Below are 24,291 nucleotides of genomic sequence, written 5' to 3'. Positions count from 1 at the left end.
GGTTCGGTCACCGTCCGGTGAGGAGCCGGGCGCGGATCGCGCCGTCGGCCGCCGCCCGAGCCACGGTGACCGCCAACGCCTGGGCACCCTGCACGACGGCGGTGTCCGCCGCCGGCGCCGCGGCGGCCACCGCGAATTCGGCCTGGTGATTGACGGCGGGCAGCGAGTCGATGCCGATGTACGGGTGGATCGCGGGGATCACCTGGCTGACGTTGCCGAGGTCGGTGGAGGCGCGGTTCATGCGGGCGTCGGCACCCTCGGTGAACGTCCTGCCCAGTTCCGACGCCGCGGCCACGTACAGTTCCGTGAGCTCGGCGTCGTTGCGGAAACTCGCGTACGGCTTGCTCTCCGGTTCCACCGACAGGTCGCAGCCGGCGGCCAGCGCCCCGGCTTCGAAACAGCGCTGTACCCGCTGCTCCACCTCGGCCAGCTCGTCGAGGTCCGAGGCGCGGACGTACCAGCGTCCCTCCGCGTGCCCGGGGATCGCGTTGGGGGCCGCCCCCGCCTCGGTGACGATCCCGTGCACCCGCACACTCGCGGGCAGTTGCTGGCGCAGCAGGCCGATCGCCACCTGCGCCACCGTGAACGCGTCCGCCGCGTTGACGCCACGTTCCGGGTAGGCGGCCGCGTGAGCGGCGCGCCCGGTGTAGCCGACCCGGGAATGGGACACCGCGTACGGCTCGGCCTCGGCCACGTCGACCGGGCCCGGGTGGACGAGTGCCGCGAGGTGCATCCCGTCGAACCCGCCCCGGTCCAGCAGTTCGATCTTGCCGCCGCCACCTTCCTCGGCGGGTGTCCCCGCGACGTGCACGGTCAGGCCGAGGTCGTCGGCCAGCGGCGCCAGCGCGAGTGCCGCGCCCACGGAGATCGCGGCGATCACGTTGTGCCCGCACGCGTGCCCGAGCCCCGGCAACGCGTCGTACTCCGCGCACAACACGACGTGCAACGGCCCACCGCCCGCGCTGGCGAGGAACGCCGTGTCGAGGCCGCACCAGCGCTCCCGCACGCCGAAACCGGCGTCGGCCAGCTCACCGGCCACGCGCGCGCTCGAGCGGACCTCCTCCCACGCGACCTCCGGGTCCGCATGCAGGTCGTGGGACAGCGTCACCAGCCGGCGCGACGCGGCCGCCACCGCGTCGTGCACGGTGGATGCGATCGCCGAGGTCATCAGAGGTCTCCCGGCACGCCGTAGGAGGGTGCCTGTCGCGGGTCGATGCCGCGGACCCGGTAGGCCGCCTTCTGCGGTGCCCACAGTCGCCAGAGCCGACGCAGCTCGCCGAACGGATCGTCCGCGTCGTCCACGCGCAGGTCGGTCACCGCCCATGGCACGTCCTCGACCACGACGAGGCCCACCGACCGCACGGGACCCTCCTCGCCACCAGCCTCCAGCGCCACGGCGTAACCGTCCAGCAGCCGCTGCTCGAACGTCTCCGCCCGGCTGCCCGTGTAACCCGCCATCATCGCGTGTGCCACCGACTCCGTAGCGAGCAGGTTGCCCGCCACGACCGCCCCGTCGCCGGTGACCGACGTGTGGGTGCCGAGAGTGTTCGAGCCGGAATGAGCCGCGGCCCCTCCCGAAGCCGACACCACGGACAGCTGGCGATACTCCGGGAACGCATCGGCGGCGACCATCGCCGCGACGGCTTCCGATGCGTCCGCACCGGTCGCCAGCGCATCGAGCCCCACCGGTCCCAGTGCGGGGTTCGTGACGTTCTGCGAGGTCACCGCTCCGACGCCGGTTCGTACGTGCGCGCACCGTGACGCCACTGCCGGACTCGACGAACTGACGACGACACCGAGTCCACCGGTCGCAGGATCCCGCGCCGCGAGCGAGAAGGTCATGCGTCCTCCCCGTACTCGCCGCTGAGGACGGCCGTCGCATCGATCTCGACGACCCACTCCGGCCGCGCGAGCCCGTCCACGATCAAACCGGTCGAAACCGGATACACACCGCGCAACCAGGTTCCCATTTCGCGGTACACCTCTTCCCGATGGCGCACGTCGGTCAGGTACACGACGATCTTGACGATGTCCCGCAACCCGCTTCCCGATTCGTCGAGCAGCTGCGCGATGTTCGCCATGGCCTTGCGCGTCTGAGCCGTTGCGTCGCCGATGCCGACGCTCTCGCGTGTGTCGAGATCCTGGCCGACCTGGCCGCGCAGGTACACCACACCCCCGGCCACGACCGCCTGGCACAGGTCGTTGTCGAGATTCTGCTCGGGGTACGTCTCGGCCGTGTTGAACGTCCGGATCCGGGTGTGGGCGGGCCGCAGCTGTTGGCCGGTCATACGGTGGCACCCTTCTGTCCGAGAACCTTGTCCGACAGGTCCGCCACGTCCCGGACCAGATCGAGCGGACCGGCGTAGTCGAAGTTGTGGTAGACGGCCGCGAGATGTGCGAACGGCGGTGCCTGTGCGAACAGCTGGAACGCCAGCCGATGTCCCGCGTAGTCGCTGTTGAGTAGATCGCGTGCCATGGCGAGGAGTTTGCGGCGATCGTCGGCGACCCAGTTCTCGTTGATCGAGTAGAACTTGTCCAGCCATCCCGCGGTAGCCGGGTTGTCGAACGCCGCGGCGTCGGGCGTGATGCAGATCTGCCCGCCGCACAGCTCGCGCGCCAGATGCATCATCTCCGCCAGCGGTGTGAGCGCGGCGACCCGGCCCGTGTAGAGCAACGACTGGTTGGGCATCAGCAGCCCGCCGGGGCTGGGCTCTGCCATGACGATCGACGCCGTGAGGTGCGCGCTGATCGTCTCGCGATACGTCGCCAGTGTCGCCAGCTTCTCCTGCACCGCCTGCTGCTTGTCGAGTCCGGTCTGTTTGGCGTTCCACAGCGCGGCGCCGATCATCAGGTCGGCGAACCGCAGCGTCCGCTGCACGTAGGCGAACGCGCTGTAGCGGTGCAGCGTGGACCGGATGTATGTGGCGGCGCGCGTGTGGCGGTAGAACAGTACGTTCTCCCACGGGATCTCGACGTCGTCGAAGACCACCATGGACTCGACCTCGTCCACCCGGTTCGACAACGGGTAGTCCGCCTCCGGCACGCGGCCGGCGAAACCGTCCCGGCAGATGAACTTGAGGCCCGGCGATCCCATGTCGAGAATGAAACCGACGGCGTAGTCGGACATCTCGTCGTTGCCCCAGTTGGCGATCGTGGGTTTCGTGAACGCCTGGTTCGAGTACGCGGCCGCCGTCTCGTACTTCGCCCCGCGCACCACGATGCCGTTGTCGGTCTCCCGCACGATGTGCAGCAGCATGTCGGGGTCCTGGTCCTGCGGCGCACGGGAACGGTCGCCCTTCGGGTCGGTGTTCGCCGAGACGTGGAACGGGTCGGCGGTCACGGCCCGGTGCACATGGTTGCGGATGTTCTCGGCGAAACGCGGGTCCACCTCGTTGAGCACGTCCTGGCCGTCGTAGAGCGACCACATCTCGCCGATGGTCTCGTCGCCGACGCGCGTGACGACGCCACGGGCGTGGTCCATGACCAGATCGGTCGCAGCGCGTTTGTCCCACCAGTCCTGCTGAGTGCGCGGCAGTCGGTTGGCGATGCAATTGGTCTCGCCACTGTCCGGATCGTGGTAGGTCATCACGTCACGCGTGCCGGAGTCGTGGGCCATGTCGTAGAGGTGGGCACGGACATCCACGATCGGCTTGAACGCCCGATGTGTCGTCACGTCCCGCACACGTTCGTTGCCCATCCAGACTTCGCGGCCGTCGCGAATGGAGTCGCGGTACTCCTCACCGGTACGGATCATGCTGACGTTCTCCTCGTAAGTGGGCGCGGCCTGTCATGAGTGGCCGAGATGACCACCAGCATTCGGTGGCAGCACGGAATCTGTAAAACACGGAGTTCCGATCGTCGGCATCGTCGAATGAGATGAATCCGACACCGCAATACCGGCGCAACACGAACGTCGCGTGACCGCCGGATTCCCCGCCACACGGCGGATTCACGATACGTCCACGCTCACATCGGATTTCGCAGATGTTTCATCGGATCACATGATGCAGTTCATCGATGTTCGCCGCTTATTCGCGGCCTCGGTGCGCGCATAACCTCGGACGTGTCTTCCCCGCTTCGCTCACTCGGACGACGTCGAACGTCGGCTCGCACGAAGGGAAATCGCGATGACCCACTCCCCCGCGCCATCTCCCCGTCCCTGTAGCGGCTCCGCCCGGTTCCGCCGGTTCGCCGCCTTCGCCGCCGGTGCGGCCCTCCTCGCCACCGCCGCCTGCGGAGGATCCGACACGGGCTCCGGCGGCGACCTGTCCGTCGGTATCGACCTGACCTACCCGCCGTACGACCAGCGGGAGGACGGACAGCCCGCCGGGTTCGACGTCGAGTTCGTCGACGCTATGACCGAGAAGATGGGCATGACCCCCGACTATCAGGACGTGCGATTCGCCCAGATCATCCAGGGACTCAAGGGGAACCGCTACGACATGGTGGCCTCGGCGCTCTACTTCTCGGCGGAACGTCTCGAACAGGTGGACATGGTGCCGTACTTCCAGACCGGTTCGTCGATCATCGTCGCCGGTGACTCCGATGCCACCGAACTCACCGACCTGTGCGGACGGAGCGTGGGCGCGCTGACCGGCAGCGTGCACCACGACGCCGCCGCGGAGAAGATCCCGTCGCTGTGCGACGAAGCGGGAGAGGGTGCCGTCGATGCCCGCGAGTACCCCACCGACCCCGAGGCCACGTCGGCGATGCGAGCGGGCCAGGTCCAGGCCACGGTGACCGACGCCGCGGTGGCCGCGGACGTCGTCGAGTCCTCCGACGGTGCGCTGAAGCTCCTCGACGACGAGCTGCTCTGGCCGACGGCGGTGGGCCTGGCCGTCAACAAGGGCAACGACGAGCTGCGCGCGTCCATCGAGCAGGCCATCCAGGAGATGAAGGACGACGGGACCTACGAGCGACTGCTCGAGTCCTACAACCTGGAGCCGGTCGACGACCGGGTACTCGAAGAGTCGAAGAACAGCTGAGGCGCCCGGATGAGTTTCGACTGGAACTACGCGCTGAGCCTGCTGTCGTTCGGGGACTTCTGGACGGCGTGTCTCGTCGTCGTGGCGCTGAGCGTGGCCTCGTGGCTGCTCGGCAACGCCGTCGGCATCGTCGCCGCCTTCATGAAGGAGTCCCGGATCGGACCGGTGCGCTGGCTCGCGTCGGGATACGTGTGGCTGTTCCGCAGCCTCCCGCTCCTCGTGCTGCTGGTGTTCGTCTACAACCTGCCGCAGCTGTTCCCGGGGCTGGCCGACGTGCTCGGCTCGGCCTTCGTCGTCGGCCTGATCTCGCTGGTACTCAGCGAAGGCGCCTACATGGCGGAGATCCACCGGGGTGGACTGCTGTCGGTACGCCCCGACCAGCGGGAGGCCGCACAGGCGCTGGGATTGCGGTACCTGACGGTGCAGCGGCTCGTCGTGCTGCCGCAGGCCTTCCGGGTGGCGATCCCGTCGCTGGGCAACGAGCTGACGACGATCATCAAGCTCTCCTCGCTGGTGTCGACCATTTCGCTGACGGAGATCCTGCTCGTCGGCCAGCGGCTGTACACCGACAACTTCAAAGTGCTCGAGACGATGCTCATGGTGGCGTTCTACTACGTGCTCATCGTCAGCTTCTTCGACATCGTGCGCAGGCTCATCGAGAACCGGCTCGACGTCACGCGGCGGAAGACCGCCGCCGTCGCGTCCGCCGACCGCACCGACCGTCCCGTGCTCCTGGCGCGGCCGCGCCGGGAGCACACCGGCACACCCGTCGTCCGGGTCGAGGATGTCGACAAGTCGTTCGGCGACAACACCGTACTGTCCGATGTGGATCTCGACGTCCACGAGGGCGAGGTCGTGGTCGTCATCGGGCCGTCGGGGTCCGGGAAGACGACGTTGCTGCGCACCCTGAACCACCTGGAGTCCGTCGACTCGGGACGGGTCGAGATCAACGGCGCCCTCATGGGCTACAAGCTCGACGACTCCGGCAAGCCCCACGACCTCTCGGACGCCGAGGTGTCACGGCAACGGCGCGAGGTGGGGATGGTGTTCCAGCGGTTCAACCTGTTCCCGCACCGGACGTCGGTCGAGAACGTGCTCCTGGCGCCGACGGCGTTGCGGCTGCGCGGCGCCGTCGACCGTGCCGGTGCGCTGGATCTCCTCGAACGGGTGGGGCTGCGCGAGCACGCCGACAAGTACCCGCACCAGCTCTCGGGCGGGCAGCAACAGCGGGTGGCGATCGCACGCGCCATCGCGATGAACCCGAAGGTTCTGTTGTTCGACGAGCCCACCTCGGCACTGGACCCGGAGCTGGTGGGCGAGGTACTCGGCACGATCGCCGACCTGGCCGACGAGGGCCGCACGATGGTCGTCGTGACCCACGAGATGCGCCTCGCCCGCGACGTGGCCGACTGGGTCGTGTTCATGGAGGACGGCCGGGTCGCCGCCCAGGGCCCGCCGGACGAAGTGCTCGGCACGGGCGCCACCCCGCGGGTCGCGCGCTTCCTGCAGCAGGTCGACCACACCGCACCGGCGGCCGAGGAGGTGCGCTCATGACACCCGGTCCCGTGGAACCGGTGAGCGGCACCGAGGTGCCGCGCTTCGCCGAGGCGGCCACGTTCGCCCACCTGCCTGCGATCGACGCGGTGACCGACTACGACCTCGCCGTCCTGGGTGTGCCGTTCGACGGCGGCACCCCGTACCGGCCCGGGGCGCGGTTCGGTCCGATGGCGGTCCGCCAAGCGTCGCGTCACCTGCGGCCCGCATACCACGTGGAACTGGACGTGGCCCCCTTCCGCGCCGCGCAGGTCGTCGACGCCGGTGACGTGGCGGCGAACCCGTTCTCCATCGACGCCGCACTCGGCGAAATCGGCACGCACACTCCCCGGAGGTTCACCATGATGCGCACGTTCTGTTTCGGCAAGCTCGCCGTCCTCGTCGAGGACCTGTACTTCGTCGACCCGGATCCCTATCCCGGCCAGGAGGGCGCGGAACGCGGGGTCCGCGTGGAGTTGCGGCTGCTGGACCCACAACCGCAGACCGGTTCGGTGTACTCGTCGGCCAGGATCGTGCTCGACACGGCCGTGTGGCGCGTCGACATCCTCGAATCCGTCGCCGCAGGTCCCGGGAGCCGCGACCGCGTGCACTACCACCCGGACATGGCCGGCAACGAGCCCGGAGACCGCGTCTTCGACCCCGAACTGTCGGCCGATCCGGAGACGTGGCTGGCGGCGCGGCTCGCCGCGCCCGCGGATTTCCTGGGAGACAAACTCGGCGACCTCACGGAGTACGAGAGCGATCTGGCGGCGCTCCGCACCGAGGCCGACACGATCGTCACCGCCGTGTCCGGCCTTCTCCGGCGGGTACGTGCCGGTGAACTGGCGCAGGAGCCGGCGTGACCGCCGCCGACCTCACGCCGGTTCCCGACTCCGGTGGAGCCGCCGCGGCGTCGCCCGCCCATTCGGTGACCCTGACCCAGCTGCGCTACTTCGTGGAGGCCGCGAGCAGGCTCAGTATGACGGAGGCGTCACTGCGGTTGCACGTGGCGCAGTCAGCGGTGTCGTCGGCGGTGGCCGCGCTCGAGCGGCAGCTCGGCACGCAGTTGTTCATCCGTAAGCATTCGAAGGGGCTCGTGCTGACCCCCGCCGGGCGGGACCTTCTCCGCGACGCGCGGTCGGTGCTCGACCACCTCGGTGAGGTCGTCGCCTCCGCCCAGGGTGACGGCGACACGGTCCGCGGCACCGTGCGCCTCGCCGTGATGGTGACGCTCATGCCGTTCGTACTGCCCTCGTTGCTGACCGACCTGCGCAGTCGCTACCCGGATCTCGACGTCATCGTCACCGAATCCGCACCGAGCGACGTCGGCGCCGCGCTGTGCGAGGGTTCGGTGGATCTGGCGATCGGTTACGACCTGTTGCTCTCGGAAGACATCGACCACGAGGTGGTGGCCGAGGCGCCGCCGTACGTGCTGTTGCCGCCCACGCACCGGCTGGCGCGGCAGCCTCAGGTGTCGCTGAGCGAGCTGGCGAGCGAACCGATGGTGCTGCTCGACCTTCCCGGCAGCCGCGACTATTTCATCCGGTTGCTGCGCGACAGCGGGATTCAGCCCGATGTCCGCTACCGCACGACGAACTACGAGGCGGTTCGGGCGCTCGTCGCCCGCGGCCACGGCTTCGCGATCCTCAACCAGGTCTCGGCAGGCTCGGTCACCTATGACGGGGGGCGTGCGGTGGCGCGTCCTCTCGCCGACGAGGTGCCCGCGCTTCCGGTGGTACTGTCGTGGCTGGACACGGGACGCTTGACCGGCCGCATCCGCACCGTGGCCGAGCGGGCCCGGGAGGTGGTGCCCGCGTCGATCCGGGCCATCCGCGCCGACGCGGCCGCCGACGAACATGGAACCGAGCCCGTACCGTGACCGTCGAACGCCGACAGATCACCCTTCCCGGCGATCACGGATCGTGTTCGCCGGGTGCACGGGTCGGGGGACGGCGTCCACCCGTTCGCCGTCTGGCCACCGGCATTCGCCACCGGATAGGACAGAACAGACCTGTCCGACGGCGATCGGGGACGCATGCGGACATCGCGAGGCGACCACACCACCCACACCGACTTCCACGCACCGGCACGGCGCGACCGGACCGCACCGCACACCCGTCCGCGCACCCGTCCGCGCACCCGCCCGGGCACGCGCCGCGGGACGCGACTGCTGACCACGCTCGGGGCCCTCACCCTCGCGCTGGCCATGACGCTCGCGATCACGCCGTCGGCCTCGGCCACCGGATGGCAGCCGCGGTTCGGCCACTACGTCGCGCTCGGCGACTCCTACACCTCGGGGCCGTTGGTCCCGCTGCCCAAGCCGACCGCGCCGCTCGGCTGCGCCCGGTCGACGACGAACTACCCGACCATCCTCGCCGCGCAGACCCACGTCGGATCGTTCCGAGACGTCAGCTGCGGCGGCGCGGCCACCGGTCACATGACCGAACCGCAGCGCACCCCGCTCGGCACGAACCCGCCCCAGCTCGACGCACTGCGGCCCGGCACCGACCTCGTGACGCTCGGCATCGGCGGCAACGACGAGGGCGTCTTCGGCGACCTCGTCGGCATCTGCCCCGGACTGCGCGATGAGAACCCCTCCGGCAGCCCGTGCCGCGACCACTTCACGGAAGCAGGCACCGACACCCTGGCCGAGGCCGTGGCCCGCACCGGGGAGCGGGTCGGCGCAGTGCTCGACGAGATCGCGGCGGCCTCGCCCCGCGCCACGGTGCTCGTCGTGGGATATCCACGCATCACGCCCGCCCCCGGAACCGGCGTCACCTGTCCGGACGTGCTGCCGTTCGCCGACGGCGACCTGGCGTGGGCCGACGACATCGAAACCGCACTGAACGACGAGCTCCGCACGGCGTCCGAGAACCACGGTGCGTCCTTCGTGGACATGTACCCGGCTTCCTACGGCCACGACGCGTGCGCCGGCCTGCAGGCGTGGATCCAGGGCAAGGACACCAATCCGCTGGTCGCGATGTCGTACCACCCGAACGCGGCCGGCATGTACGGCGTAGCCACCGAGATCCGCCGCACGCTGAGCGCGGGGAACTGATACCCGCCCGATACGGCCGTGGCCCGCGCCTCCCCACGACGCGGAGGGCGGGCCACGGGGTGCTCGGCCAGCGGATCGGGAGGCGGGCAACAGGTCAGGAGTCGGGCAGCGAATCCAGCCGGGCGGTGATGCGCTCGATGTCGGCGGCCGCCGTATCCCGGCGCACGCGAATCTTGTCGACCACGTCGGCGGGTGCCTTGTCGAGGAACGCCTGGTTGCCGAGTTTGCCGTCGGTCTGCTTGAGCTCCTTCTCGGCAGCCGCCAGGTCCTTCTCCAACCGCTTGCGCTCGGCACCGACGTCGATGGTGCCCGACGTGTCGACCTCGACCGCCACGGTGCCGTCGGCCAGCGCGACCTCGATCGACGCGGTGGCCGTGAACTCGTCGCCGGGTTCGGTCAGCTTCGCCAGCGAGCGCACGGCCTCCTCGTGCGCGGCGACGGCCTCGAAACCGGGTCCGGTCAACCGCGTGACCACTTTCTGCCCCGGTTTGAGGCCCTGGTCGGAACGGAACCGGCGCACCTCGGTGACGAGCTTCTGCACGTCCTCGATCCGGCCCTCCGCGGCCGGGTCGGCGGCCGGCAGCAGCTCGCCGGTCGGCCAGTCGGCCACGACCAGGGAAGTTCCCCCCGTCAACGTCGTCCACAGCCGTTCGGTCACGAACGGGACGAACGGGTGCAGCAGCCGCAGCACCGTGTCCAGCGCATGCCCGAGAACGGCGCGGGCGTCGTCGGCCTTCTCGCCGGCCAGCTGCACCTTGGCCAGTTCGATGTACCAGTCGCAGAGCTCGCCCCACGTGAAGTGGTAGAGCGTGTTCGTCGCCTTGGCGAACTGGAATTCCTCGAGCAGTTCGTCCACTTCGGACAGGACCGTGCCCAACCGGCCGAGGATCCACCGGTCGGCCTCGGTCATGTCCTCGACCGCGGGCAGCGGGCGCGCGGTCGTCGCACCGTTGAGGATCGCGAACCGCGCCGCGTTCCACAGCTTCGTGCAGAAGTTGCGCGACCCGGCCGCCCAGTCCTCGGCCAAGGCCATGTCCGTGCCGGGGTTGGCGCCGCGGGCGAGCGTGAACCGCGTGGCGTCGGCGCCGTAGTTGTCCATCCAGTCGATCGGGTCGAGGACGTTGCCCTTCGACTTCGACATCTTCTTGCCGTACTGATCGCGGATCAGGCCGTGCAGATAGATGTGCTGGAACGGCACGGATTCCTCGGCACCGCGGTCACGCATACCGTGCAGGCCGAACATCATCATCCGCGCGACCCAGAAGAACAGGATGTCGTAACCGGTCGACAGCACGGTCGTCGGATAGAACTTCGCCAGGTCGGCGGTCTCGTCCGGCCAGCCCATCGTGGAGAACGGCCACAGGCCCGAGGAGAACCACGTGTCGAGCACGTCGGAATCCTGGTACCACCCCTCGCCCGACGGCGGCTCGTCGTCCGGGCCGACGCAGACCTGCTCGCCGTTCGGGCCGTACCAGACCGGAATCCGGTGCCCCCACCACAGCTGGCGGGAGATCGTCCAGTCGTGCATGTTGTCGACCCAGTCGAAGTAGCGCTTGGCCAGCTCCGGCGGGTGGACCTGCACCCGGCCGTCACGCACGGCGTCGCCCGCCGCCTCGGCGAGCGGGCCGACCCCGACCCACCACTGCAGCGACAGCCGCGGCTCGATGACCGTGTCGCAGCGCGAGCAGTGCCCGACCGCGTGCACGTACGGCCGCTTCTCCGCGACGATCCGGCCGTCCTCACGCAGCGCCGCCACGATCGCGGGCCGCGCCTCGAACCGGTCCATGCCCTCGAACGGGCCCGACGCCGTGATCACCGCGCGCTCGTCCATGATCGACGGCATCGGCAGGTCGTGGCGGCGGCCGATCTCGAAGTCGTTCGGGTCGTGCGCGGGCGTCACCTTCACCGCGCCGGTGCCGAACTCGGGGTCGACGTGCTCATCGGCCACGATCGGGATGCGCCTGCCCGTCAGGGGCAGCTCGATCTCGGTGCCGACCAGGTGCCGGTAGCGCTCGTCGTCGGGGTGCACCGCGACGGCCGTGTCGCCGAGCATCGTCTCCGCGCGCGTCGTGGCGACGACGACCGACGCCTCGCCCTCGCCGTAGCGGATCGACACCAGCTCGCCGTCGTCGTCGGAGTGGTCGACCTCGATGTCCGACAGCGCCGTCATGCACCGCGGGCACCAGTTGATGATGCGCTCGGCCTGGTAGATCAGCCCCTCGTCGTAGAGGCGCTTGAACATGGTCTGCACGGCGCGCGAGAGACCGTCGTCCATCGTGAAGCGCTCACGAGACCAGTCGATGCTCTCGCCGAGCCGCCGCATCTGGCCGAGGATCTTGCCGCCGTACTCCTGCTTCCACTCCCACACGCGCTCGACGAAGCGCTCACGTCCGAGGTCGTGGCGGGACACGCCTTCACCGGCCAGCTCGCGCTCGACGACGTTCTGCGTCGCGATGCCGGCGTGGTCCATGCCCGGCAGCCACAGCACCTCGTAGCCCTGCATCCGCCTGCGCCTGCTCATCGCGTCCATCAACGTGTGGTTCAGGGCGTGGCCCATGTGCAGCGTGCCCGTGACGTTCGGTGGCGGCAGTACGATGGAGAACGGCGGCTTGTCCGACGACGCGTCGGCGGTGAAGTAGCCCGCGTCTACCCAGCGCTGGTACAGGGCGGCCTCTTCGTCGGCCGGGTTCCAGGCGGTGGGAAGGTCCGTGTGCTGCTGGTTCGCGTTCTCCATCACAGCCGGTAAGTCTACGAACCCGCTTCCGGCGCCTCGTCACCGGCGTGGTCTCGCCCGCGAGGACGCCTACGACGTGGTGACGACGGTGGCCGCCATCACCGAGACCATGACGGCCACCGTCACCTCGTCGATGGCCTTGCGCACGGCGTCACTGCCCCAGTTGCCCTCGGCGATCTGCTCGGCCCGTTTCCTCGTCACCTCGGCGTCGTCGGTAGGGAACGCATGCCGGACGGACTTCGTGGCCACGAGCAGCGCGATCACCGCGGCCGTGCGGTCGTCCGGCTCCCCGTCGTCGACGAGCACCCGGTGCAGTTCGGCACGAAGGCTCTCCTCGTGCCGGGAGTCGGCTGCGGGCCAGCGGGTGACGGGGAACAGCTTGAGCACCTTCCTGCTCTCCCGTCGCAGCACGCCGCGGTCGGCGAGTCCGGACAGCAGCCGCTCGACCGGATCGTCCTCGGCCAATCGGGCCACGGCGTCCTTCGGCTTCGAACCCTGCTCCTCCGCGAGCAGGGCGAGCGCCCCGTCCAGTTCGGCCTCACCCACGGGCGTGGTCTCGCGCAGGATGATGCGGCCCGCCGTGCCCTCGTCCGCGTCGCCGGTGACGTCCACCTTGCCGAGCAGCGTCAGCTCGAGCAGGAGCGCCCCGGCCACGGCCCGGTCGAGGTTGTCGATCCCCGAGACGGGCTTGCCCTCGGTGTCGTCGAACGCCAGGAGCAGCAGGTCCTCCGCGATGAGCATGGCCGCACCCTAGCCGCGGTCGCACGCGTTCACCACTGGTTCGCCGCGACCGCCCGCTACGACGCCGCCCAGAACACCGCGTCGGCGACCTGCGCGTACAGGCCCTTCGGGTGGTCGCGGAACATCGGCTCGGTGCCGAACAGCACCGCCCGGGTTCCCGCTGCCGAGACCCCGGAGACGACGGACGCCTCGCCCGCGGCCTCGGCGGGGCCGCCCACGTCCTCGCCCGGCAGCCAGTGGCCCGCGACGAGCGGATCGCGGGCGTAGCGCTGCTCGGCGGCCACGGACTCACCGAGGCCCGTGAACCACACCGGCGAGTAGACGAACGACTGCGCGGGCGCGCGGTCGAGCAGACCGCCGTCACCGTCGGTCACCGACACGACGCCGTTGGCGTCCGGGCGTCCTTCGACCGCGGTGACCGGCAACAGACCGGCCGCCTCGTTGAACGCCGCACCGCCCGCACCGCGGGTGACGACCCCGCCGTCGTCGAGGAACGCCCGCAACCGGCGTTTCGCCTCGGCCGTCAGCGCGTCGTGGTCGAGCCCGGTGGAGACCAGCAGTGCGCTGACGCCGTCGAAGTCGAACCCGTCGTTCAGCACCGCGGTCGAGACCGGACGGACCTCGAACCCGAGTCCGCGCAGCACGGCGAGTTCGCCGGCGGACACCGCGGCGGCGATCACCGGCGCTGCCAGTTCGGTTCCGGCCGCGTCCTTGCCTGCCCTGGTGAAGACCACGCCGAACCGGTCGGCCGCCGTCGCCGCCTCACGGCGCGCCGATGCGGGGACGACGAGCACGCCGTCGTCACCACGGGTCACCTCCACGCCGCGCTCGAGCAGGTACGTCACGGCCTGCACGTCGGCACCGTCGGTGAGCGCCAGCTCCAGGTCCGCGTTCGGTGACGGCGGGAGTGACCCCGTCGTCCCGGCCGTCACCACCGGCGACGTGCGCACCGCGGGCGCCTCGTCGGCGGAGACGTCGACGGTGACGCCCCACAACAGCCCGAGACTCCAGCCGGAGATGTCGTACATCCGCGGGACGTTCCCGGAGATGTCCTGACCTGCCGAGAGCATGACGTTGGCCAGACCGCGTTTGGGCTGGTGCATGTCGACGACGTACGAGCCCTTCGGGTACCGCTCGCCGCCCAGATGGAACGTGTGCTCCGCACGCGTGACCCGGACGTCGTGGGCGACGAGGTGGTCGACGAGCCGGGCTGCGGCCGGCGCCGACCGCTGACCGTCGCCGGCGGGGATCACGTAGGCCCGCGGGAACTCCACCGAGTAGCGATCCTCCTCGCCGAGACCGGGGACGTACCCGTCGGGGATCTCGCGCTGCGGCTCGCCGGCCCAGCCTCGGCGGAACGTCTCGATCTGGTCGTCGATCAGCTCCGCGCGGTGGCTGTCGGCGTAGTCGACCGCCGACGTGATCGTCGCGGCGACCACGTCGCGATTGATGGCCGACCGGCGCCGCAGCTCCTCGACCGGCAGCTCCTCGTACTCGCTGCGGTTCACCCGGAGCGGCACCTCGACGGTGTGTCCCACCGTGCCGTGGTGGATCGAGTACATCGGGGTGAAGATGGGCGGCCAGTCGTCCCACTCGCCCGGCTCGAAGTCGCGGAAAGGGATGTCGGCCCGCACGGTCTCGTCGTAGCCCAGCTTCCCGATGGCGCGCTCCATCCCGAGCGCGTTCTCGTAGGCGTGCTTGATGTAGAGGTCGTACTCGTAGTCCCGGCCGTGGGGCGGCGTTCCCGGCTCGATGAGCGTCGTGCCGGTGTATCCGTGCTCGTCGAGCATCACCAGCGGCTGGGTCTCGATCAGCACGTCCCGCACCGCACGCGATTCCGGCTGGCTCGAAGTGATGTGGTCACGGTTGATGTCGAACCCCGCGGCGTTCGCGCGGGTGCCCGCGACGCGGCCGTCGGGGTTGTTGGTGACGGTCAGGTAGAGCCGGGTGGATTCGAGCAGCTCGGCATGGGCCGGATCGGTGCCGGTGGCGAGACGTTCGATGACGTCCAGTGCGCCGTCGGTGCCCTCCCACTCGTCACCATGGATGTTCGCGTTGATCCACACCGGCGCCTTGTACTCGCGCGCCAGTCGCTCGTTACCCGCCGCCGCGGCCGGGTCCTCCTCGATGAGCTCGCGCCAGCGCGCCTGCCGCGACGCCTCCGCCGGCGATTCCGGCGCGGTGAGCGTCACCAGGTACAGGTCACGACCCTGGGTGCTCTGCCCGACGACCTCCGCGGAGACGCGGTCGCTGCGCTCCTGCAGCTCGTTCAGCTGCGGCGCGATGTCGTGATACGGCGTCAGACCGAGCTTGATCGCCTTGTCGTCGGGATTCTCCGGGAACTCCCGCAGGCTGGTCTGCCGCGGGTAGCCGTCCTGCCGTCCGATCTGCCGGTTCTCCCCCGGCATCGCGAGCCGGGTGGCCGCGGAGGTGGCACCGCTGCGGGCCAGCTGTCCGGACTCGCGGTGCGCGGCGGCCCCGGATGCGCCGTGTTCCGTCGGCTCCTGTGCGCCCGCGGGTGTGGTCAGCGCGGGAAGGGTCACGAGAACGGCGAAGGCGGCGAGTCCGCGGCGGACGGATCGGGATACGGCCACGAAAACCTCCGGTCGGCAGCTGCTCCCCTGTCGGGATCGGCTGCCCACCCTTTCGGACGGCTAACGACCGCCGCAAGACGCCACGGGTGAAACAGGCGTAAAACCACCCGGCCGCTGTAATCGGACACCCGCGGCGAACGGACAGCAAAGCGGGCCCGCTCGCTCTCCTCTTCTACGCTGGAGCCACGGTGCTCGCGTGACGGTCGGCCACCCGGTCTCACCGCGGCACCCCGAATCGCCGAACCACGTCTGGAGTGGACCTACCGATGGGCCGAGTGACGGTACGCAGGCCGGTACGCATGCTCACGCCGAACGGCGAACGCACGCGCCCGGACGCCCTCGCCGCCGAGGAACCCCTGGAACTGCGCGTGGCCGGCGCCCCCCTCGCCGTCACCATGCGCACCCCGGGCAACGACGTCGAACTGGCACACGGGTTCCTGCTGTCGGAAGGCGTCATCGGCGACCGGGAGGACGTCACCACGGCCCGGTACTGCGCAGGAACCGACGACGAGGGACACAACACCTACAACGTTCTCGACGTCGCCCTCGCCCCCGGCGTCCCGGGGCCCGACCCCGGCGTGGCGCGCAACTTCTACACGACGTCGTCCTGCGGGGTGTGCGGGAAGGCGGCGCTCGACGCGGTGAAACTCAGTACGCGGTTCTCCCCTGCCGAGACCGGTCCGGCAGTCACGCCGGAGATGCTCTCGACGCTGCCCGACGCGCTGCGTGAGCGGCAGAAGGTCTTCGCCAGCACGGGCGGGCTGCACGCCGCGGCCCTGTTCACCGCCGACGGCACCGTACTGGACGTGCGCGAAGACGTCGGCAGGCACAACGCCGTGGACAAGGTGCTCGGGAAAGCACTGCTCGACGGAGCCGTACCCGCCTCCGACCGCGGTCTGCTCGTGTCCGGACGTGCCTCGTTCGAGTTGGTGCAGAAGGCTGCGATGGCGGGCATCCCCCTGTTGGCCGCCGTGTCCGCTCCGTCGTCACTGGCCGTGGAGCTGGCCGCCGAACAGGGCATGACGCTCGTCGGTTTTCTGCGAGGGAGCAGCATGAACGTCTACACCAGGGGGGATCGCGTTGCCGAAGGCTGATCGCCGCTCGGTGGTTCTCGGCGGAGCCGCTGTCGCCGCCACGGCGGCGCTGTCCGCGCTCACCGGGTCATCGGCGGCGCATCGCACGGTGACGGCGCTCGCCCCCGACATCCGCTCCGAATCCGTGTTCTCCCGGGCGCGGGGGCGCTTCGTGAACCTCGTGCTCCTGCTGCCGCACTCGGTCCCGGCACAGGGCCTGCCGATGGCCGTGGTGCTCCATGCCCGCGGTGGTACCGCGCGGGCCGCCACACCGAACGGGATGGCGCCCTACCTGGCCCGGGCCACCGAGTCGGGCCGCGTACCGGCGTTCGGCCTCGTCGCGGTCGACGGCGGTCCGTACGCCTATTGGCACGAGTCCGTACCCGGTGACGACCCCATGGCCATGCTGTTGGACGAGGTACCGAACTGGCTCGCCGTGCGGGGACTCGGCGGTGCGCACGGGCGCCCGTTCGCGGCCACCGGGACCTCGATGGGAGGCTTCGGCGCGCTGGTCTACACCCGCAGGCGCCACGAACGCGGGACTCCGCTCGCCGCGACCGGAGTGCTCGCTCCGGCGCTGCTGACGGAGTGGGACGAGATGCGGGAACGCGAGGCGTTTCGCGACGAGCAGGCGTGGGCTGCGCTCGACCCGCTGCGGCACACCGACACGCTCGGCGACACCCCGCTCGGGGTGTGGTGCGGCACGTCGGACCCGTTCGTCGTCGGGACCCGGCGATTCGTGCGGCGCGCCGACCCGGAGGTGGCGAGGTTCAGCGAAGGCGGCCACAGCGGGAACTTCTACACTTCGACGGTGCCCGGCCTCGTCTCGTTTCTCGGCCGCTACGCGCCCGGGCCGGCCGAACCCCACGCCTGAGCGACTACCGGGCGAACCACACCCGCGTGGCGGTGTGGGCCGCACCGCGGTAGGTCCGGACCAGGTCGGCGATCCGGTTGACCAGCAACAGACCACGTCCACCGAACTGGTCCGGAGGCACCGGCACTCGTCCGGCGAACAGGTCGGTGTGACGCCCGGTGTCGTCGACCTGGCAGACGACCGCACCGGTCGACGGCTCGTGCCATACCCACAGCGTGCCCGACCCGCCTCCGTGCTGCACGCTGTTCGCGGTGAGCTCGCCCGCCACCGAGGCGACGTCCTTCAGCCGCTCGCGCGCAATACCGTGGCATTCCGCGTGCGCCGTGGCGAAGCGCCGTGCCTCGGCGAGTGTGTGCAGGTCGAACCGGAACGCAGGCGCACCCGCGGGCACCGGCAGCGGCCGGTTGCAACCGTCGATCACGGCGTGGGGGTCGTAGGCCTCGCTGTGGTACCTGCCCGTCTCGTCGATCAGATCCGGATGGGTCGCCGCGGCATCGTCGATGACGGATCGGTCCAGCCGTGACGCATCGTAGGGGCAGAGGATCATCGCAGGGACGCCCGCGAACAACTCGTTGATCAATGCCTCGTGCTCGACCGCGGCGGTGTATGCGGCTGCGGACCGCTCCGGCCAGATCGGTTCGCCGACGATCCGCACCCGGCCGGCACGACTGTCGGCGAACGATCGCAGCACGCCGCCGAGGATCGCGGGCGGATTCCGGCCGGCCTCGGTCATGTCCACGAGTGTCACCTCGGCGGCGATATCGCCGAGCACGCGCTCGACCGCCACCAACCGGTCCGTCGGCAATGCCAGTGCGACCGGCTCACCATTCTCGACACCGCCCGCCACGAATGCCGTGATCACATTCAGGTACGCGTCCTCGTCGCGGTAGAGCAGAGCCTCGTGCGAGAACTCGCTGGTCGCGAGCTCGCCCATGATGGTCACAGCTTGGCGTCCTCTTCGCGTCGGCACACCCTACCGGGAAGGGCTAACCGGAACGCGGGATCGCGAAACCTCGGGAGAGGACGTCCCCGCGGCACCGTTCACCAGAACCGGTTGATGATCCCGAGCAGCCAGAACCCGAGCGCCACCCCGCCGGCCACAACCGTCGTCCAAGCGACCACGTGGCGGTCGTCGGTGGCGCTCGACGCCCGCCATGCGGCGACCGCCGAGCCTGCGAACGACGCCAACGGCAGCAGCGGCCACGCAGACGTCCGCGTGACCGTTGCGACCACGCACACCACCATGAACACGACCAGAAAACCGGCGATCACCCGCTGTACCCGCGGCTGCCGCAGGCGCAGGGCCGCGACCAGACGTGCCGCCACGTCGTCCGATTCGTTCACCATGTCCCCAGCCGTCCGCTGCAACGCCGGCAACTCCCGCGCGGGCAAGTCCTGCGACGTCGTCATCAGCGGCGCCCGCCCGGTCAGGCGGACTTCTCCCCGTGCTCACCGCCACGCCGCCGGGACGGCTGCCGCGACACGATCGTCGGGTTCACGTTCTCCCGCACCATCTGCTCGGTGATGACGACCTTCGCCACGTCCTCGCGGCTCGGGATGTCGTACATGACCGGCTGCAGCACCTCTTCCATGATCGCCCGCAGACCGCGGGCGCCGGTGCCGCGCAGCAACGCCTGGTCGGCGATCGCCTCGAGCGCGGTATCGGTGAACTCGAGTTCCACGTTGTCCAGCTCGAACAGCTTCGTGTACTGCTTCGTGAGCGCGTTCCGCGGCTCGGTGAGGATCTGCACGAGCGCGGCCTTGTCCAGGCTCGTCACACTCGCCATGACCGGAACCCGGCCGATGAACTCGGGAATCAACCCGAACTTGATCAGATCTTCCGGCATCGTCTCGCTGAAGACGTCGGTCTGCTCGATCTCCTGCTTGGTGCGGATCTCCGCACCGAATCCGAGGCCGCGCTTGCCGATGCGTTCGTTGACGATCTCCTCGAGCCCCTGGAACGCACCGGCCACGATGAACAGCACGTTCGTCGTGTCGATCTGGATGAACTCCTGGTGCGGGTGCTTGCGGCCGCCCTGCGGCGGCACCGCGGCGGTCGTGCCCTCGAGAATCTTCAGCAGCGCCTGCTGCACGCCCTCGCCGGAGACATCGCGGGTGATCGACGGGTTCTCGGACTTGCGAGCGATCTTGTCGACCTCGTCGATGTAGATGATGCCCGTCTCGGCACGCTTGACGTCGTAGTCGGCGGCCTGGATCAGCTTGAGGAGAATGTTCTCGACGTCCTCGCCGACGTAGCCGGCCTCGGTCAGCGCGGTCGCGTCCGCGATGGCGAACGGGACGTTGAGCATCTTCGCGAGGGTCTGCGCGAGATAGGTCTTGCCGCAGCCGGTCGGGCCGAGCATCAGGATGTTCGACTTGGCGAGCTCGACCGGCTCGTCCTTCGACTCCTTCGGGCCTGCGGAGCCCTGCGACTGGATGCGCTTGTAGTGGTTGTACACCGCGACGGCCAGCGAGCGCTTCGCGTCGTCCTGGCCGATGATGTACTGCTCGAGGAACTCGTGGATCTCCGTCGGCTTCGGCAGTTCGTCGAGCTTGACGTCGCCGGCCTCGGCCAGTTCCTCCTCGATGATCTCGTTGCAGAGATCGATGCACTCATCGCAGATGTAGACGCCGGGACCGGCGATGAGCTTCTTCACCTGTTTTTGGCTCTTCCCACAGAACGAGCACTTGAGCAGGTCTCCGCCCTCGCCGATGCGTGCCATGGCCGCTGACCTCGTCCCCTCTGGTGCGTCAGGCGCACCTGGCTCGTCTCGGTGCCGCCTGGTGTACCCAGTGAACAGGCGCCACGCGCTGTCTGTCGACGGTACCCGCCGGGCGGGACCGATGGGAGTCCGCCGGACCATCCCCACTCACGCGGGGAGCACGCGACGGCCTTCCCGACACCTTAGCCCGCCGGGCGGGAACCTGTCGGGTGACGACACGCTCCGCCCGGCGGTCGGTGTGCTCAGCCCGAACCTGCGCCCTTGCGGTACGGCAGGACCTCGTCGATGATCCCGTACTCCTTGGCCTCTTCGGCCGTCAGGATCTTGTCCCGCTCGATGTCCTTGCGGACCTCGTCTTCGGTCTTCTCGGTGTGCTTGGCCATCGTCGTCTCCATGAGCCGACGGATCCGCTGGATCTCGGCCGCCTGGATCTCCAGGTCGGACACCTGGCCGTAGGTGCCCTCCGTGGCAGGCTGGTGGATCATCATCCGGGCGTTCGGCAGCGCGTACCGCTTACCCTTCGTACCCGCCGCCAGCAGCACGGCCGCAGCGGAGGCGGCCTGGCCGAGGCACACCGTGGCGATGTCGGGCCGCACGAACTGCATCGTGTCGTAGATGGCCATCAACGCCGTGAACGAACCGCCCGGCGAGTTGATGTAGATCATGATGTCCCGGTCCGGGTCCTCGTGCTCGAGGTGCAGCAGCTGGGCCATCACGTCGTTGGCCGACGCGTCGTCCACCTGCACGCCCAGCATGATCTGGCGCTCTTCGTAGAGCTTGTTGTACGGGTTCGACTCCTTGATCCCGTAACTGGTGCGCTCCACGTAGGAGGGCATCACGTACCGGGCCTGAGGAAGCTGGAAGTTGCTCATGGGTCGTCTCCTTCTCGGGTCCCGGTCAGTTCGAGCTCGAGGCCGGCGCGGGGTTCTCGCGCGTCAGCACCTGGTCGACGAAGCCGTAGTCGAGGGCCTCCTGCGAGGTGAACCAGCGGTCGCGGTCACCGTCGGCGAGAACCTGGTCGACCGACTGGCCCGTCTGGTCGGCGGTGATGCGCGCCAGCTCCTGCTTCCACTTGCCGAAGACCTCGGCCTGGATGGCGATGTCCGACGCCGTACCGCCGACGCCCGCCGACGGCTGGTGCATCAGGATGCGCGCGTGCTCCAGCGCGTAGCGCTTGCCCGGAGTGCCCGACGACAGGAGGAACTGGCCCATCGAGGCCGCCATGCCCATGGCGTACGTCGCCACGTCCGGCTCGATGAGCTGCATCGTGTCGTAGATGGCGAACCCGGCGGTGACCGAGCCACCCGGCGAGTTGATGTAGAAGCGGATGTCGGACTGCGAGTCCTCCGCCGACAGCAGCAACAGCTGCGCCGTGATGCGGTTGGCGACCTCGTCATTGACCTCGGAGCCCAGCACCACGATGCGTTCCTGGAGCAGCCGCTCGTACACCGAGTCGGTCAGGTTCAGTCCCGCGGTGCTGGTGCGCCCCTCGGGCATGTGCTGCGTCACGTCTGCCTGCCTTTTTTCGAAGTCTCAGATCTTGCAACCGACCCTAACGAACTCGGGCGGCGCAGAATGCCTGACACCGCCCGAGTTCGCTCAGAGCATGAAGAGAAATCACTTGTCCGACGACGACTCGGAGGACTCCGAAGCCGTCTCGGTGTCCTCCTCGGACGCGACCTCCACCGTCTCGCCCTCGACGGTGTCCGGGGTCTCGTCCTCTTCCTCGCCGAACAGCTCGGTCAGGTCGAGGGCCTGCCCCGACTCGTCGGTGACCGTGGCGCCGCGCACGACCGCCGCAAGTGCCTTGCCCCGGCGGACGTCGGCGAAGATCGCGCCCAGCTGACCCGACTGCTGGGCGCGCTGGATGTACTCGTCCGGGCTGACGCCGAAGCGCTGAGCCTGGTAGATGATCCGCTCGGTCAGCTCCTGGTCGCCGACCTGGACGTCCTTCTCGTCGGCGAGGGTGTCGAGCAGCAGCTGCGTACGGACCGACTTCTCGGCCTCGGTGCGGACCTCGTTCTCCCACGCCTCCGGGTCGCCGCCCTGAGCCTCGAGGTCCTTCTTGTAGGCCTCTTCGTCGTGCTCGTACGGGTGGATGGCCTCGTGCTTGGCGTTGTCGATCTCGCCCTGCAGCACCTTCTCCGGCACGGGCACGTCGACGCGCTCGAGCAGCTGCTCGAGGACCTTGTCCCGCGCCTCGACACCCTGCTGCATCCGCTTCGAGCGCCCGAGCCGCTCGCGCAGGTCGGCCTTCAGCTCGTCGATCGTGTCGAACTCGCTGGCCAGCTGGGCGAACTCGTCGTCGGCCTCCGGCAGCTCGCGCACCTTGACACTGCCGAGGGTGACGGTGACCTCGGCGTCCCTGCCGGCGTGCTCACCGGCGAGCAGGTTCGTGGTGAACGTGGCCGACTCGCCCTCGGACAGGCCGACGAGCGCGTCGTCGATGCCGTCGATGAGCTGCCCGGAGCCGATCTCGTAGGACAGGCCGGACGTGGACGCCTCGGAGACCTCCTGGCCGTCGACCGTCGCGGACAGGTCGATCGAGGTGAAGTCGCCGTGCTCGGCGGGACGATCGACGCCGGTCAGCGTGCCGAACCGGGCGCGGAGGTTGTCGAGCTCCTCGCCGACCTCGTCGTCGGTGACGTCCACGTCGGCCACGCTCACCGACAGGTCGTCCAGATCCGGGATCGTGATCTCGGGGCGGATGTCGACCTCTGCGGTGAACTCGAGGACGTCCTTGTCCTCGAGCTTGGTGACCTCGAAGTCGGGCTGTCCGAGCGTGCGGACGTCTCCGCTCTCCACGGCCTCCATGTACTTGGCCGGAATGGCCTCGTTGACGACTTCGTCGAGCACGGGGGCGCGGCCGATCCTGCTCTCGAGGACGGGGGCCGGTGCCTTACCGGGGCGGAAGCCGGGGATCCGGACCTGCTGAGCGATCTTGCTGTAGGCGCGGTCGAAGTTCGGTTTGAGCTCGTCGAACGGCACCTCGACATTGATCTTCACGCGCGTCGGGCTCAGCTGCTCGACGGTGCTCTTCAACGTTTTCTCCTAGCCGGGACAGTGGTATCGGTCGGTATTTCGCATCGGTCCGCATTTCGGACCCATGTCCGCACGCGCGTCCGCGCCGGATGGGCGCGCAGGCGTGCGTATGGTTTCACGGTCTCGCCCACGGGCACCGCAGGTGACGATGGGGAACCGATGTCCGAGTCTAAGTCAGCCGACCGCCGGAGGCTGGGCCGCCCCTCACGGACCGTGCGCGGACCGTGCCGCGACGGGTCGTCAGTCGGTGGAACCGGATCCCGTATCGGGACCGTCACCGGTGCTGCCCCGGCCACCCTTGCCCTTGCCGAAACCGCCGAAACCGCCGAAACCATTACGGGAACGGTTTCCGGACCCACCGCCGAACTCGGAACCGTCGTCGGAGCCGTCACCGATGCCGTTGCCGAGTTTGCGCAGCCACAGCCGCCAGATGACGGCGGTCGGCACTCCGGCCGCGATGACCACACCGATCGCCACCACGACGGGCGAGCCGCTTCCCGCGCCCACGGCGATGACGACGCCGCCGACGATGAACAGCGCGGCCAGGGCCGCGACGATCCACAGCGTCCGCGCGGTGCCCGGCCGCAAAGTGGCCAGGCTCTGGGCCAGACGCGGGTCGTCCTCGCCCAGGCGGCGTTCGATCTCGGCGAGCTGTCGCCGTTCCTCGTCACGCAGGCCCATACGGCATCACCACATTCGATTATGGATCAGCACGACCGTTACGGACAGTCCCAACCCGGCATCGATTTGACCCGTTCCCGGATCTCGTCCGGTCGGGCGCCACGTACGCGGGCCTTCACGCTCGGTGTGCCGAACGGCTAGATTCACACCGTCGGTGATCCGCAACGGTCGATCACTCAGGATGTAGGACGTAGTCCGTAAGACGATGTAGGACGTAGTCCGTAGTCCGTAGACACAGCACGTAAGACACAGC

21 protein-coding genes and 1 pseudogene are annotated in these 24,291 nt (G+C 69.3%); 8 read left to right on the top strand and 14 right to left on the bottom strand.

The window, feature by feature from the left end; genetic code table 11:
* Window positions 1-7: 7 nt before the first annotated feature.
* From LY41_RS11950 to LY41_RS11935, 4 genes are read right to left on the bottom strand one after another with little or no spacing between them, the layout of a single operon-like run.
* Window positions 8-1,168, bottom strand: a complete 1,161-nt coding sequence (locus tag LY41_RS11950; RefSeq protein WP_253863933.1) for an amidohydrolase — start codon at window positions 1,166-1,168, stop codon at window positions 8-10.
* Window positions 1,168-1,842 (bottom strand): DUF1028 domain-containing protein, encoded by a 675-nt coding sequence (locus LY41_RS11945; RefSeq protein ID WP_253863932.1) that lies wholly within the window; start codon window positions 1,840-1,842, stop codon window positions 1,168-1,170. The genes LY41_RS11950 and LY41_RS11945 overlap by 1 nt, the downstream gene beginning before the upstream one ends.
* Window positions 1,839-2,288: a RidA family protein gene (locus LY41_RS11940; protein ID WP_253863931.1), complete on the bottom strand. Its 450-nt coding sequence runs from the start codon at window positions 2,286-2,288 to the stop codon at window positions 1,839-1,841. Before LY41_RS11940 ends, LY41_RS11945 begins: the two co-directional genes overlap by 4 nt.
* Window positions 2,285-3,754, bottom strand: coding sequence for a 4-hydroxyphenylacetate 3-hydroxylase family protein (locus tag LY41_RS11935; protein ID WP_253863930.1), 1,470 nt, complete (start codon window positions 3,752-3,754; stop codon window positions 2,285-2,287). The genes LY41_RS11940 and LY41_RS11935 overlap by 4 nt, the downstream gene beginning before the upstream one ends.
* Before the next feature lie 373 nt (window positions 3,755-4,127).
* Between LY41_RS11935 and LY41_RS11930 the strand changes: the two genes are divergently transcribed.
* The 6 genes and pseudogenes from LY41_RS11930 to LY41_RS11905 all read left to right on the top strand — a co-directional run bounded on the left by LY41_RS11930 (window position 4,128) and on the right by LY41_RS11905 (window position 9,576).
* Window positions 4,128-4,985 (top strand): transporter substrate-binding domain-containing protein, encoded by an 858-nt coding sequence (locus LY41_RS11930; RefSeq protein WP_253863929.1) that lies wholly within the window; start codon window positions 4,128-4,130, stop codon window positions 4,983-4,985.
* 9 nt (window positions 4,986-4,994) lie between these two features.
* Window positions 4,995-5,645 (top strand): annotated as a pseudogene (locus LY41_RS11925) (amino acid ABC transporter permease); the annotation flags it as partial.
* Between the two features lie 72 nt (window positions 5,646-5,717).
* Complete coding sequence (locus tag LY41_RS11920) at window positions 5,718-6,539, top strand: amino acid ABC transporter ATP-binding protein (RefSeq protein ID WP_253864099.1); 822 nt, start codon at window positions 5,718-5,720, stop codon at window positions 6,537-6,539.
* Window positions 6,536-7,381 (top strand): arginase family protein, encoded by an 846-nt coding sequence (locus tag LY41_RS11915; protein WP_253863928.1) that lies wholly within the window; start codon window positions 6,536-6,538, stop codon window positions 7,379-7,381. Before LY41_RS11920 ends, LY41_RS11915 begins: the two co-directional genes overlap by 4 nt.
* Window positions 7,378-8,397, top strand: coding sequence for a LysR family transcriptional regulator (locus LY41_RS11910; RefSeq protein WP_253863927.1), 1,020 nt, complete (start codon window positions 7,378-7,380; stop codon window positions 8,395-8,397). Before LY41_RS11915 ends, LY41_RS11910 begins: the two co-directional genes overlap by 4 nt.
* Before the next feature lie 327 nt (window positions 8,398-8,724).
* Complete coding sequence (locus tag LY41_RS11905; RefSeq protein ID WP_253864098.1) at window positions 8,725-9,576, top strand: SGNH/GDSL hydrolase family protein; 852 nt, start codon at window positions 8,725-8,727, stop codon at window positions 9,574-9,576.
* Between the two features lie 94 nt (window positions 9,577-9,670).
* Here the strand turns inward: LY41_RS11905 and LY41_RS11900 are convergent, their stop codons facing one another.
* The 3 genes from LY41_RS11900 to LY41_RS11890 all read right to left on the bottom strand — a co-directional run bounded on the left by LY41_RS11900 (window position 9,671) and on the right by LY41_RS11890 (window position 15,645).
* Window positions 9,671-12,310, bottom strand: a complete 2,640-nt coding sequence (locus LY41_RS11900; RefSeq protein WP_253864097.1) for a valine--tRNA ligase — start codon at window positions 12,308-12,310, stop codon at window positions 9,671-9,673.
* Between the two features lie 69 nt (window positions 12,311-12,379).
* A complete protein-coding gene (locus LY41_RS11895; RefSeq protein ID WP_253863926.1) occupies window positions 12,380-13,051 on the bottom strand; it encodes a GOLPH3/VPS74 family protein in 672 nt (223 codons plus the stop codon).
* A 56-nt stretch (window positions 13,052-13,107) separates the two neighbouring features.
* Window positions 13,108-15,645, bottom strand: a complete 2,538-nt coding sequence (locus LY41_RS11890; RefSeq protein ID WP_253863925.1) for a M14 family zinc carboxypeptidase — start codon at window positions 15,643-15,645, stop codon at window positions 13,108-13,110.
* A 266-nt stretch (window positions 15,646-15,911) separates the two neighbouring features.
* On the opposite strand from LY41_RS11890, the gene fdhD reads away from it, so the two are divergent.
* Both fdhD and LY41_RS11880 read left to right on the top strand, forming a co-directional pair.
* On the top strand, window positions 15,912-16,739 hold the full coding sequence (gene fdhD / locus LY41_RS11885; protein ID WP_253863924.1) for a formate dehydrogenase accessory sulfurtransferase FdhD: 828 nt from the start codon (window positions 15,912-15,914) through the stop codon (window positions 16,737-16,739).
* Window positions 16,726-17,592 (top strand): alpha/beta hydrolase, encoded by an 867-nt coding sequence (locus LY41_RS11880; protein WP_253863923.1) that lies wholly within the window; start codon window positions 16,726-16,728, stop codon window positions 17,590-17,592. The genes fdhD and LY41_RS11880 overlap by 14 nt, the downstream gene beginning before the upstream one ends.
* A 4-nt stretch (window positions 17,593-17,596) precedes the next feature.
* Here LY41_RS11880 and LY41_RS11875 read toward each other — a convergent pair whose 3' ends face one another.
* From LY41_RS11875 to LY41_RS11845, 7 genes are all read right to left on the bottom strand, one after another.
* Window positions 17,597-18,526, bottom strand: a complete 930-nt coding sequence (locus LY41_RS11875; protein WP_253864096.1) for an anti-sigma factor RsbA family regulatory protein — start codon at window positions 18,524-18,526, stop codon at window positions 17,597-17,599.
* Between the two features lie 107 nt (window positions 18,527-18,633).
* Window positions 18,634-18,939, bottom strand: a complete 306-nt coding sequence (locus LY41_RS11870; RefSeq protein WP_253863922.1) for a hypothetical protein — start codon at window positions 18,937-18,939, stop codon at window positions 18,634-18,636.
* Between the two features lie 80 nt (window positions 18,940-19,019).
* Window positions 19,020-20,315 (bottom strand): ATP-dependent Clp protease ATP-binding subunit ClpX, encoded by a 1,296-nt coding sequence (gene clpX / locus LY41_RS11865; RefSeq protein ID WP_253863921.1) that lies wholly within the window; start codon window positions 20,313-20,315, stop codon window positions 19,020-19,022.
* Between the two features lie 242 nt (window positions 20,316-20,557).
* Window positions 20,558-21,187, bottom strand: a complete 630-nt coding sequence (locus LY41_RS11860; protein ID WP_253863920.1) for an ATP-dependent Clp protease proteolytic subunit — start codon at window positions 21,185-21,187, stop codon at window positions 20,558-20,560.
* Window positions 21,188-21,212: 25 nt separating this feature from the next.
* Window positions 21,213-21,824: a ClpP family protease gene (locus LY41_RS11855; RefSeq protein ID WP_308292233.1), complete on the bottom strand. Its 612-nt coding sequence runs from the start codon at window positions 21,822-21,824 to the stop codon at window positions 21,213-21,215.
* 108 nt (window positions 21,825-21,932) lie between these two features.
* On the bottom strand, window positions 21,933-23,357 hold the full coding sequence (tig, locus tag LY41_RS11850) for a trigger factor (protein ID WP_253863919.1): 1,425 nt from the start codon (window positions 23,355-23,357) through the stop codon (window positions 21,933-21,935).
* Between the two features lie 240 nt (window positions 23,358-23,597).
* Complete coding sequence (locus LY41_RS11845) at window positions 23,598-24,038, bottom strand: DUF3040 domain-containing protein (RefSeq protein ID WP_253863918.1); 441 nt, start codon at window positions 24,036-24,038, stop codon at window positions 23,598-23,600.
* Window positions 24,039-24,291: the final 253 nt, after the last annotated feature.

The sequence above is a fragment of the Prauserella halophila genome, from assembly GCF_024171895.1.
Lineage (GTDB): Bacteria > Actinomycetota > Actinomycetes > Mycobacteriales > Pseudonocardiaceae > Prauserella > Prauserella halophila.
This window is presented reverse-complemented; position numbering and strand designations above follow the sequence as displayed.